The organism is Levilactobacillus tongjiangensis (genome assembly GCF_003946345.1).
In the GTDB taxonomy this organism is placed as follows: Bacteria; Bacillota; Bacilli; order Lactobacillales; family Lactobacillaceae; genus Levilactobacillus; species Levilactobacillus tongjiangensis.
In genome coordinates this window covers 25,563-38,562 of record NZ_RHNY01000021.1, presented here as the reverse complement: position 1 = coordinate 38,562, position 13,000 = coordinate 25,563, and the positions used below count along the sequence as shown (strand labels likewise).

The 13,000-nt window shown below is 47.9% G+C and carries 9 protein-coding genes; all 9 read left to right on the top strand.

The window, feature by feature from the left end; translation table 11 throughout:
* Nucleotides 1-217: 217 nt before the first annotated feature.
* Complete coding sequence (locus EKM75_RS11200; RefSeq protein WP_125694631.1) at nt 218-1,387, top strand: AI-2E family transporter; 1,170 nt, start codon at nt 218-220, stop codon at nt 1,385-1,387.
* Between the two features lie 180 nt (nt 1,388-1,567).
* A complete protein-coding gene (locus EKM75_RS11195; protein ID WP_125694629.1) occupies nt 1,568-3,013 on the top strand; it encodes an ABC transporter permease in 1,446 nt (481 codons plus the stop codon).
* 12 nt (nt 3,014-3,025) lie between these two features.
* Entirely contained in the window at nt 3,026-3,685 is a 660-nt protein-coding gene (locus EKM75_RS11190; RefSeq protein WP_125694627.1) for an ABC transporter ATP-binding protein, read from the top strand.
* 747 nt (nt 3,686-4,432) lie between these two features.
* Nucleotides 4,433-5,827: an FAD-binding oxidoreductase gene (locus EKM75_RS11185; protein ID WP_125694625.1), complete on the top strand. Its 1,395-nt coding sequence runs from the start codon at nt 4,433-4,435 to the stop codon at nt 5,825-5,827.
* A gap of 390 nt (nt 5,828-6,217) precedes the next feature.
* Nucleotides 6,218-7,855, top strand: a complete 1,638-nt coding sequence (locus EKM75_RS11180) for a glycoside hydrolase family 13 protein (protein WP_125694623.1) — start codon at nt 6,218-6,220, stop codon at nt 7,853-7,855.
* 254 nt (nt 7,856-8,109) lie between these two features.
* Nucleotides 8,110-8,532 (top strand): MarR family winged helix-turn-helix transcriptional regulator, encoded by a 423-nt coding sequence (locus EKM75_RS11175; protein WP_125694620.1) that lies wholly within the window; start codon nt 8,110-8,112, stop codon nt 8,530-8,532.
* A gap of 328 nt (nt 8,533-8,860) precedes the next feature.
* Nucleotides 8,861-9,613, top strand: coding sequence for a nicotinamide riboside transporter PnuC (gene pnuC / locus EKM75_RS11170; RefSeq protein WP_164508791.1), 753 nt, complete (start codon nt 8,861-8,863; stop codon nt 9,611-9,613).
* Between the two features lie 103 nt (nt 9,614-9,716).
* Nucleotides 9,717-10,634 carry a magnesium transporter CorA family protein gene (locus tag EKM75_RS11165; protein ID WP_125694617.1) on the top strand — a complete coding sequence of 306 codons (918 nt, stop codon included), beginning with the start codon at nt 9,717-9,719 and terminating at the stop codon, nt 10,632-10,634.
* A gap of 471 nt (nt 10,635-11,105) precedes the next feature.
* Nucleotides 11,106-12,866, top strand: a complete 1,761-nt coding sequence (locus EKM75_RS11160; protein ID WP_125694615.1) for a thiamine pyrophosphate-binding protein — start codon at nt 11,106-11,108, stop codon at nt 12,864-12,866.
* Nucleotides 12,867-13,000 lie beyond the last annotated feature (134 nt).

The window sequence follows — 13,000 nt, the reverse complement described above, 5'->3', positions numbered from 1 at the left end:
TACCCAAAGTAATCACTCCCTATATTGGTTGGAATTAGCTACTACCATTGTAAGTGATTGCTTTGGGCTTTTTAATTTCTGTTCGGATTAATTATAGAATTTGCCTTATGAAATGACTTAATTGTTGGAGACAATTAAGTCCAACTTTAAAAAAGACTGGTCACCAGCCCCAACCAGCCTTAAACTAAAGCTATGCAAACTTATGGGAGGGGTCGCATTGAATAATTTGCGTCAGCCTGAATCGGGATTCTCCTGGTTCTATAAGCGATTTTTAAACAATCATATTACGATTCTGCTATTAAATATTTTTCTATTCTTATTGGTAATCAATGAAATCGTTCAGAACGCGGGACTACTTGATCCGCTGTGGAAGTTTATCGGCATTGCCATGCCAGCCATTGTGGTGGCGGGAATCCTGTTCTACGTGTTAGACCCGTTCGTTCACTTCATGGAGCGGCACTGGCACATGCGGCAGGGGGTCGCCATTGCTACGGCGATGGTCCTCACAGCGGCCGTCATTGTCCTGATTTTTCTAAATCTGATTCCGTTCTTAGCCCGACAAACCGCCGGGGCGATTGGGGCGTTACCTCAGTTTGCCAACGATATGCTGCGCAATATCAATCATTTGAACCAGGAACACCACTGGTTGTCGACTAAAAATCTGGCTGATATCAACGAACGGGTGACCACCTACTTCTCTAAGCGGGGCTTGAACCTGTTGACAGGGACTCTGAGCTCTTTGGGGAACGTGGTCACCACGGTTTCTGATTGGATCATTACGATTATCACGGCACCGTTGGTTCTATTCTTCATGTTGAAGGACGGTTCCCGGTTCCCTAAATTTGTGAGTCAGGTCGTCCCAACCGCTTACCGTGACCGATTCATCGTGATGTTAGACCAGATGAACGTGAAGGTTAGTTCTTACGTGCGCGGGCAACTGACCGTGGCGTTGTGTGTCATGATCATCTTTACAACGGGGTATTCCATTATTGGTCTTCGTTACGCACTGTTGATTGGATTATTAGCAGGGCCGTTAAACTTGATTCCGTACTTCGGGTCGGCCATTGCGTTGGTGCCAGCACTGATTATCGGGGTGGTCACTAGCCCGTCGATGCTATTGGGTGTGGTCATCGTCTATCTGATCGAATGGGTCTTGGAAACTCAAGTCCTATCGCCGCTAATCATGGGGAATAGCTTGGCAATGCATCCCATTACCATTGTTTTCGTGTTACTGGCAGCCGGTAAGATGTTCGGATTAGTTGGTGTGATTTTCGGTGTGCCTGGTTTTGCGGTCCTCAAGGTATTGGCCACGACTGGCTTCACCTGGTATCAGGAATTCTCGTCGCTTTATCCGGATGTTTTACCGCCAGACGAGTTTGAGCCTTAACGATTTATTAATGACACTATAAATTCAAAAGCATCTGTCAAACGGCGGACCCGCGGGGGTTCGTCGCTTTTTTGTTACTGGCGAATTGCTTAATTTACGTGGCGTTGGTCGCAACTTTAAGTTTCCGACAAGTCCGGTTTGCCATAATCAACGACATGTTATGAAATGGAGGCGACCCCAATGAATTTTTTCAAACGGGCCTGGTTAAACGTGTGGGCGAAGAAGGGGCGGTCAGTTTTACTGATCCTAGTCTCATCCGCCATCTTAATGTTTGTCTTGGCAGGATTATTGATTCGAAGTGCGGCGGTCAAGGCGACCAGTCAAGCAAAGGCGGACGTCGGTGCGACTGTCACGTTGTCGGCGAACCGGCAGGCAGCTTTTAAGAAAATGCAGAGTCGTACGACCAGCAGTAAGTCAAGCCGACCCAAGATGACACTGACACCAGTGAAGCTGAGTGATGCAGTTAAGGTGGCTCAGCTTAGCAATATCAGTAGTTACAGCGTCACAAGTAGTACCTCAGTTAATGCCAGTTCCTACGAGACTGTTTCCACAAGCACGGGGATGGGGAGTAGTAACAGCGGCGGTCCTGGTGGCATGAAGTCGGCGACTAGCACGGGTGACACGCAAATCGACGGGGTCACGGCAACGAGCTTGACCACTGGTTTTAGCAACAAACAGAGCAAAATTACCAAGGGCCGGGGTATTACTGCGGCGGATAAGAATACGAACAACGTTGTGGTCGAAAAGGACTTAGCGAGTCAGAATAATTTGACGGTGGGCGATACGCTTACCGTTAAGGAAGCCACTGGCGACAAGGATAAGGTCAAATTAAAAGTCGTTGGAATCTACAAGGCCAGTTCTACGAGTTCCAGTAACGCCAGTCCAATGAGCACGGACCCGGCCAACACAATGTACACGTCGTACACCTTGGCCAACACCTTTAAGGGCAGTAAGTATGCCGGCACAGCTGACTCCGTGACCTTTAATGTCAGCAATCCCGCTAAGGTCAGCAGCGTCAAGACCGCGGGTAAGAAGTTGATCAATACCAGCAAGTATTCGCTGAGTACTGACGATGCAAGCTACCAAACGGTTAAGGCATCCATGGACAACGTAGAAGGATTTGCCAATAAAATCGTTTGGTTGGTAGCCATCGCGGGAACCATTATTCTGGCACTGATCGTCATCTTAACGATTCGGGAACGTCGCTTTGAAATTGGCGTGTTGCTGTCTCTAGGTGAAGCTCGGTGGAAGATTATTGCCCAATTCTTTACGGAAATGCTGATGGTTATTGTGGTGGCAGTGGCAATTGCCGGTGTTGGTGGCAAGTTTGTCGGCAACCAGTTAGGGTCTCAGTTAGTCTCGCAGAGTGCAACCACCACGCAGACAACAAGTAGCGGTACCGGTCAACCTGGCGGTGGCGAACCTAGCGGCAATGGTGGCAGTGGTGGTCCTGGTAGTACTGGCCAAATGGCTAAGCAGGCAACTGACATGAAAATAGCGGTGACAGTGAGCGCCGTTAACCTGGCTGAACTGGGTGGTTTTGGCTTAGCCATTACGTTCCTATCGATCATGATTGCTTCTGGCGGAATCCTCCGACTAGAGCCGAAGAAAGTTTTGATTTCTTAAGGAGGAATGCATATGTTAAAAACAGAAGGTTTGGGTTACTGGTATCAGGATAAGGACCAGCCACTGTTTCAAGGGATTGATCTGGAATTTGATGCTGGTCAGTCCTACGCCATTCTTGGTCATTCTGGATCAGGAAAGACGACGTTTCTATCGTTGATTGCTGGGTTGGACCAGCCCAAGGAGGGGGATATTAAATTAAATGAGCGTTCTCTGAAACAGATTGGCTTGACCAACTTTCGCCGCCACGATGTCTCCATTGTATTTCAGGCCTACAACCTCTTTACCTATATGTCGCCGTTAAATAACTTGCTCACGGCGATGGCGATTACGGACGCGGCGCACGCCGGTGATAAAGCCTATGCCCGGCAGGTGTTAAGCGACTTGGGTATTAGTACTGATTTAGCCGAACGCAACGTCCAACACCTCTCGGGAGGCCAGCAACAACGGGTGGCTATTGCGCGGACGATGTGTTGCGATGCAAAACTGGTCGTGGCTGATGAACCGACCGGAAATTTAGACGAAGATAATACGAAAGAAGTCATTCAACAGTTCCAAAAGATTGCACATGAGCAAGGTAAATGTGTCATTATCGTGACCCACGAGCCAGACGTTGCCAGTCAGTGTGACCACCAATTTCGGTTAGAGAATAAACAGTTTGTAGAGCTAGCCTAAAGGAATCGCCGGATAACTACTGCGAGAGTTTCCCGGTGCTTTTTCTTGCAAATTCAGGTAAAATCGGATAAATTAACTAGTAAGATTTATCCGATTTCGTGTTAATTTTCACAAAATAGTTATACATTCGTTAAGATAAAAATTATTGAACTTTGATAAATTGAGGCGTATGATAATCTCGTGAGCATCAATAATGCTTATTTGATACGTCTTTAAAAAACTACATCATTTGATAAGCGATTAGTTTTCACGAAAGGACCCAAGACAGCGCTTGGGCCCTTTTTTGTTGCCCTTTTTTATTTAATAGGAGGCCTCTGGCTGGCAGGGACGGCGACTGCTGTGGGGACCGGAGCAAGCCAAAGGGCGGTCTTACTCCTCGACTTGAAACCTCGGAAAACCACCGAGTTTCCAAGCTCGTCCCGTGTTCTAACCTCGATAAAATCATCGAGCTAAGACCACCGACACAGCCGACCCCATCTCTGCCAGCCAGAGGCGCCGTTGGCCGGTGGCTATAGAATGGGCGTGACTGTGTCAGTCGTTGGGTCCTATCGGGGTTGGTTGAGCTTAGATAGTGTATCTTTCAATGTTATTTATTATTCACAATGAAATCAGTGCAGCCAGAGTTGGATAAAATGGTCGCTCCAGTTGGTTCGGACTCGCGGATTGAAAGTACTTAGCCTGTACTTTTAAAAATTACGTGTTACACTGATCGTGCAAACTTAATTTTGAGAAAAGAAGGCCGGTACCATGACAGTATTTAGTGCATACTCTGACGAAGATATTTTGAGTTACCTCCAAGACCAGGTCAAGGACGGAACGGTTCACACCGACGAGGCAACGTTGAAGAAGCAATCCTTCAACCCCAACGCCTCGGGTGGAGAGACTGGACTGGCACGGGCATTTGTGGAAGTTGCCAGTGTTGAGGACATTCAGGGTGTCTTACGGGCAGCTCGAAAATTTCACATTGCGGTCATTCCACAAACGACATTTAGTAGCACGGTGATTGGCTCTGACGGAATCGATGGGGCCATCATTCTGTCGACGCGTAAGATGAACCAGATTCTGGAACTCAGCAAGGAAGATTCCGTGGCTGTTGTTCAACCCGGGGTCGTTAACGGTGATTTGGATAAGGCTGCTCGTAAAGAGGGCTTGTTCTACGCACCAGATCCAGGCTCTAAGCCATTTTCATCTATCGGTGGGAACGTTTCAACCAATGCTGGTGGGATGAGTACTGTGCGGTTTGGTGCAACTAAGGACAACGTTTTAGGCTTGAAAGCCGTCTTAGCAGATGGTCGCGTTGTGAAACTTGGTGGCCGGACGTTGAAACAGGCTTTCGGGTATGACCTGACGCAACTCTTCGTGGGATCTGAAGGGACCTTAGGAATCGTTTTTGAAGTCACAGTTAAGCTAATGCCAATTCCACTGGGCAAGTCTGTCATGGGAGTGGCCTTCTTCGATGACATGAGTGCCTTGGCAAAGGGTGTTTCAGCCATTCGGATGTCGGGGGTTTACCCAACGATGCTGGAAGCCCTAGATGGAAATACGGTTATCGCGCTGGACCGCTTCGAAGGCACACATTACGCTGAAAATAGTGGCTCCATGTTAATTTTCCGGTTGGATGGTAGCAGTGACGAAAGCGTTGGTGTTCTGAACGATTTGCTGGCTAAGTACAATGGGCAACACGTTCAGGTGACGACCGATCCTGACGAACAGGCTGCTCTGGAAAAGCTCCGGCAGGATATGTTACCAGCCGTCTTCTCCGGCAACAATCACTTGATGGAAGATATGGCAATGCCGCTGTCTAAGCTGGCGCCAATGATGGATTATCTTCAGGAATTGGGCAAGAAGTTGGGAATTAAGATCTACACGGCCGGTCACGCTGGTGACGGGAACGTGCACCCAACCTTTACTTGGTCCAAGGACGAAGACGAGGTTCCTGAAGTGGTTATTGAGGCCTTACGGCAGACCTTCTGGAAGACGTTGGAACTGGGTGGCACTATTTCCGGTGAACATGCCGTGGGGATGTTGAAGAACCAGTGGAACAATCCTGAACTTGGTGAAACTGTGGATATGTTACAGCACCAGGTCAAGACATTGTTCGACCCAATGAACCTCTTAAACCCTAAGCGTAAAATCGATTAAACTTGCGAATGGTGTGGGCCGACGAAAGGCAGGATAGAAATCCTGCTTTTCTCCGGTAACTGTTTCGTTAATATTAATACAATTTTGATGGGATTTTATCTCTAGGCTAGTAGACTGATTTCTGCTAGCCTTTTATATTTGTGGGTTGACTAAAGCGTGAGCTAGCAACTACTCTTCAGAAATATATTTTGGTCAATTGCTACCGCATTATCAGCGCTCACCGCAATTAATAATGGTCGTAATATTTAACTTCTCAATTAGTTGTGAGCAATAAATTTGCCAAATCGGCCGACAAATAAGATAATTATTGTTACAATTGTAAGCGAATGCAATCCCCGAATATGAAGAGGGACAACCGGTTGCAGAACGAGCAACGAAAGGAAGACGGGAATGGCTGACGCACAATGGTGGCAACACGCGGTAGGGTACCAGATTTACCCGCAAAGTTTTTTTGATAGTAACCACGATGGGGTGGGCGACCTTCCCGGCATCCAAACAAAAATCGACTACCTAAGGGAACTGGGTGTTGATTTTGTCTGGTTGTCCTCATTTTACCCATCTGGTGACGTGGATAATGGCTACGACGTGACGGATTACCGGGCTGTTGCCCCCCAATTCGGAACCATCAACGATTTTACTCGTTTGGTTGAGGCTTTTCACGCTGCTGATATCAAAGTGGTTATCGACTTGGCGCTGAATCACACGTCCAGCCAGCATCCCTGGTTCCAAGCAGCTTTGACGGATGTCACCAGTCCCTATCACGATTACTACATTTGGCGAGATACCCAGCCAGGTGTTGCGCCCAACAATTGGGAATCCGTCTTTGGCGGTTCTGCGTGGACGTACAGCGCCGAAGCACAGGCGGCATACCTCCACACGTTTGCTGAAGGGCAACCTGACTTAAATTGGGAAAATCCGGCCGTTCGTCAAGAAATGGGCGCCACCATCCAATGGTGGGCGGACCGTGGTGTTGACGGTTTTCGGTTAGATGGTGTCATGCATCTGAAGAAGCGGCAAGATTTTGCCAATGTTGGTCGCCCACGGACCGGTTACACAGGAGATGTTGCCGGAACGGACGCCTTCCTTTCTGCTTTAAAGCCCGTGCTACAACGAAATAACGCCTTCGTCATTGGGGAAGCCGGCGGGATTGATATGGCGACCGCCCAACGCTGGTTGAACCCACAGACGGGATACTTCGACTTACTTTTGGAATTTGATCATGTGCATTTCTGGGAAAAGGCTGAACCCAAGCTTCCAGTTGCCGCGTTACGCGAGACCCTGTCGAAGTGGCAGCTTGGTCTAGAGGGTATCGGTTGGAACGCCTTGTTCATTGAAAATCATGATTTACCTCGTGCTGTTTCATACTACGGCAACGCCACGGACTACCAGTGGCGTTCCGCCAAAGCCTTGGCGCTCTGGTACTTCCTGATGAAGGGGACTCCCTTCATTTATCAGGGACAGGAACTAGGGATGGCCAACGCTGCGTTCACCCAAGCAAGTCAGTACCGGGATTTAGACAGTCGGCTGTTCTACCAGCAGCAGACGGCTGCCGGGGTGCCGTCGTCAACGGTTCTTCAAAACTTAGCCATGAAGAGCCGGGACAATGCCCGGACCCCCATATCTTGGACGCACGCGCAGTATGGTGGCTTCTCCGACCACGCCCCTTGGATTGATATGGGATTGGGGTCGGGTGGCTTAAACGTGGAACAGGAACGGCACGACCCACATGGTGTTTTAAACTTCTACCAGCAGTTAATTCGACTGAAGAAATCCGTTCCGACCCTGACAACGGGGCGCTACGAGCTGATTGATACTCAGGATGATCAGCTGTACGTTTATCGGCGGACTCTGAATGGCGATAACTGGTTGGTAGTCGTCAACATGAGTAATCAGATTGCGACGACACAGGAGTTTGACCTGAACACCAGTGAGTTGATTTTGACCAATATGGCTGTGGATGCGGACTCCGATGAGCCACAGATTCAGCCGTGGGAAGCCCGACTCTACCACCTACGAAAGTTAGAATGAAACGTATGGGGCCGAGAACAAATCTTCGGTTCCTTTTTTATACCGTAAACTTTTTTACAAATCAGCGAATAGTGCTTGATTTTTGTAAGGTTGTTCTTTATTATTAATTATATAGATATTTCTATGGGGTCAACCATTTTGCGTATTGCTAATCATGTTAATTATATTCAGGGTTAGTAAGTGAAGATAAGGATATGATGAATACTATGGTAAAGAGTAAGGTCGTACATGCAGAAAGCTTCTTTGAGTCTTTCATGGAGTTGAAAAGAGAATTAGAAAAGGCAGCTACGCGCTTCCAACGGACCATGGGGATCTCGGTGGACCAGTACGCAATTTTGCACCATATTTTAGAGAATCCAGGCAAGCTGACGTCCGCTACTGTGGCGGATAGTCGGGGGATTTCACGGGCCGCGGTATCACAGGGAATTTCTCAGTTGATTCGGCGGGGTTATGTCGTGCAAAGTTATCAAAGTTCTGACCGGCGAGTCCGGCCGTTGTCATTGACGTCTAATGGTGAACAGCTTGAAATCACCTGTTTAGATGCGCTGCGGGAAGCCGCTAAGACCATGAGTGGTGTTCAGCTGGACAATAATGGAAGTGCCTTGACGGTGGGGCAGTTGACGCAAATGTTGGCGGCCGTTACTAGCAAAGAGGATCCAGCAGAGGCTGAAGAATAATACTTAAATATTTTTGCTAAAAGGATTAGTCGTACTCGACTAATCTTTTTTATTTTGAACATTTTACCCCAACCAGAGCAATGTGTGAGGATAATCATCTCAGTAAAAAGACTGTTTCACAGCCGAATCTGCGGGAATGTAATCGCTTAAATCCAGGATAAATTGCATGAAACAAATTATAAAACGGGTCCCGCAGGGCAAAATGAAAGTGCTATAATCAAATCTGTTGCTCAAAACGAGCACCACAATATATTGTATTTAAATCACCCCTCGCCGGCGAGATAACTACCAGATATGGTAAATTAAAATTACGAGGGAGATCATCAGCATGACTCACTATTTTCAATTTCTGGCTCACCAACTTAAAGGGTGGCCCCAACAGAATTACTATCTGTTCTTCTTTAGCTTAGGGTGTCAGGTGATGACCTTAGTTAGTTCGCCTATTACGCCACTGACGCTACTCACGTTTGTGGGGACTACGTTGGGAGTACTCTGCGTCTTAGCCATTAATGCAGCTAAGTCCGTTAACGGTTTTCTGGGGATCGTCTCAGCGCTATGTTTCATCGTCACCGGTTTTGCTGCCAAGAATTACTTGAGTATCTTTGAACAGATTGCCTACGTGGCAACGTTAGATATTCCCGTGTTGATCAGTGCCAGTTGGAACGTCAACATGGCGTCTAAAATTCGGAAATTTACTGGGCGGAGTTGGGTCATTGCTATCGTCTCGACGGTAGCAGTCTACCTGCTTTCGGGTTGGGCAATTGGTGCTTTCACGGACGATCCGCGGCCATGGGTCGATGCTATCAGTTTTGCTATTAGTTTAGCGGCCGGCATCATCTGCTTCCTGCGCTTTAACAACCAATACGTTTGGTGGATTGCCTCTGGACTGGCACAAATGGTGCTGTGGTTCATTTCCTTTCGGCAGGGGTCGGCAACGTTGGCTATGTTCATTAACAGTTCCGTTTACCTGGCCAATGACGTGTTGGCGTTCACAATTTCTCCCTGGTATAACGAGAAGGAACGTCAACGAGTCATCAAGCAGGAAACGGCGTATGCGGCCAGTTTAGAGTCGAATAACTAGTCAAGTACGTCGGTTGGTCATCGTTCGGATAATCTTGAAGAATTTCCCCGTCGCTCGTGGTACACTTAAAGCAATTGTTTAATGAGAGAAGGGGGATTCCCCAATGATTGTCGAGAGAAAGATTGGGACGGGGGAACAGGACCTGGTATGGGTCATGGCCATGGTTGAAGGCGAAGAGGACCGAACCGCTTTGCAGACGACTTATGGATTGACCGATGAGATTTTGACCTACGTAACCGATGAAAATGAACGGTCTCACTATGACCGTGATGAGTATTTGAACACGCAATTGTTCGTCCTACACGTTCCCGTAGTGATTGATCAGGTGTCACAGCGGTATATCACGCGGCCAGTAACGTTTTTATTGAAGGGTAATCAGGTCTTTTCAATTACCACCAAGCGAACGCAGTGGGTCAACCAAACGTTGACCGAACGGCTAAAGTTACAACAAATTTCGGATACCAATGAATTTATGTTGATTGGGATGTTTATCCTATTTGACCAATTTATTCCACCGATTCGTAAAATCAATGCCGAACAGAACCGGCTGGATCGGCAACTGAACAAGGCACCAGACAACAAGGATTTAATTGCCCTGTCGAACCTACAACAGAGTCTGGCGTACTTCGTGAGTGCTACCCGAAATAACGCTATGATGGTCGTGAACTTAAATAGCACGCCGTTTGGGAAACAGCTATCTGACAAGAACAATGAACACTTAGCGGACGCCGTGATTGAAGCACGGCAAACGTCTGAAATGACGGCGATTGAGGCGGACGTTGTCGACCGGATATCGAATACGTTTAACAACGTCTTGAACAATAACCTGAACGACACGATGAAGTTCTTAACGATTTGGTCACTGGTTCTGACGATTCCAACGATTGTTACCGGTTTTTACGGGATGAACGTTAAATTGCCGTTTGCGAACGATGCCATTTCCTGGGTCTTCACGGTACTGCTGATGCTGGGGGTCATGGGTCTCGTAGCCATGATGCTCCGCCATCGTCACTTCTGGTAGAGACGTGGTTTTATGTTGTGCGGGCAGAGTCGGCTGTTCCTATAAAATAGCAACTAAACATACTAAGATTAGCTCTGTAAAACCGATTCAGGTTTTACAGAGAGTGGGACAAAAGGCGGAGTTGACTGCCTGTTGTCCCACGTTTCGACTATTTACGTTCGGAGCACAAAAAGGGTTTGAGACTTTTGTCTCAAACCCTTTTTTACGCTGCGAATGCTTCTTATGGGGAGGGCTGGGTTGGCATAAATTGGTTAAAGTCAGTCGTTGGGTCCCTCACAGCGGGGGTGAACCTGAATGCTGGTTACTAAAGGAGTTAACCGCTTTCATCCGTGAAAGCATTCACTAACAAAAAGTAAGCACAATTACTGGCATTCTCGGTTGAAGGGGACTATGATGACACCAATCAATAATTTTGGGGTGCTCGACGAACTGTTTACTGCCAGGACACCTGACCTAAGGAGCGCGATTAACATGACAAAAATGATTGCGGGACAAGCATTAGTAAAGGTTTTAGAAGCATGGGACGTTGACCACATTTACGGGATTCCTGGTGGCTCAATTAACCATACGGTTGAAGGGTTGTACCTTGAAAAAGATAAGGTCGACTATATTCAGGTACGCCATGAAGAAGTGGGCGCCCTGGCCGCAGCAGCTGATGCGAAGTTCACGGGTAAAGTTGGGGTAGCCTTTGGGTCAGCAGGTCCTGGTGCAACGCACTTGTTCAATGGTCTCTACGATGCCAAAATGGATCACGTCCCAATGCTGGCTTTAGTTGGTCAAGTTCCTCAGCCAACGATGAACACGAATTACTTTCAAGAAATGGATGAAACATCTATGTTTAGTGACGTTGCGGTGTACAACCGGACGGCCACGACGGCGGAACAGCTGCCATACATGGTCAACCAAGCCATTCGAGAAGCTTACCGGCAAAAGGGGCCAGCGGTCGTCATCATCCCTGAAGATTTATCCGCTAAGGAAATTGACTACGAACCAGTCAAGACACCTAACGTTGTTTCCAACACGTACACCCAAGTGATCGACCCAACCGCTGTGCAGGAAACACTTAAGTTGTTGAAGCAAGCTAAGCACCCGCTGGTTTATGCGGGTCGCGGTCTGCTAGGGGCTAGAACAGAACTGGTTAAGTTCAGTGAACAATTCAACGTGCCAGTCTTAAACACGGTGCCAGCGACGGGGGTGATTCCTACCGACCATCCTAACGCCATTGGGACGTTTGGTCGTTTAGGGTCCAAGTCTGGTTTTGAAGCTTTACAGCATACTGACTTGATTCTCTTCCTGGGTTCCGAATTTCCATTTGCCCAGTTCTGGCCAAAGAACATCAAGATTATCCAAGTTAACAATAATTCGTTTGATATTGGAAAAATGGTTCCCGTTGATTATGCCGTTCTCAGTGATGCGAAGAGTTATCTGCAGGCTATGATTGCTACGGGTGAGACGTTGCCAGCAACCGATTGGTTGACGGCTAACCGGCAAAATAAACAGAATTGGAATGCCTGGTTGGCGCAGCAAGCTGCCGATGACAGCAAGGGCCTGGCTCCTGAAGCAGTTACCAAAATGATTGCTTCAATGGTGGGACCTAAAGATACGTACGGTGTCGATACCGGGAACGTCTCCGAGTGGGCTGTTCGTGGACTACCAATGGATAAGCAACAACGGTTTGCGTTGTCTGGTTTATTTGCCACGATGGGTTACGGACTGCCAGCTGGGTTGGCTGGCGCGTTGAGTGTTCCTGATGCTCAGGCGTGGTCACTCTCAGGTGACGGTGGTTTCGCCATGGTGGCACCAGATATTATCACGGAAGCCCGGTATAAGTTACCAGTGATCAACGTGGTCTTCAGCAACCGGCGCTTTGGATTTATTTACAGAGAACAGGTCGACACAAAGCAACACTTGTACGGGGTCGACTTGACTGATGCTGATTGGGCTAAGGTTGCCGAAGGTCTGGGTGGTATTGGCTTCACGGTCACCAATAATGCTGAAGTGGAACAGGTCTTTGACCAAATTAAAGACCTGCAAGCACAAGGCAACCAGAAGCCAATCGTGGTCAACGCCGTTATCAAGGACGACGACCCGATTGGAACGGCCTTCATGCCACTGGACCCTGAATTGTACGGTGAGGATACGGTAAAGGCTTACGCTGAAGCGAATAACATCGACGTTGCCAAGCAACCTTCCTTAGGCGCACTGTTACGGGCTAAGGGTGACAACTTATAAACTGACGACTTGTCATTAAAATAATCGTTATCAATCAAAGAAATCTCGAATTGGCCGGTGGCTAGTCCGAGATTTTTTGGTTGCTGCCAGTTTGCACTTGCAATTAGGCGAGAAGCACGTTAAAATTGTTAGCT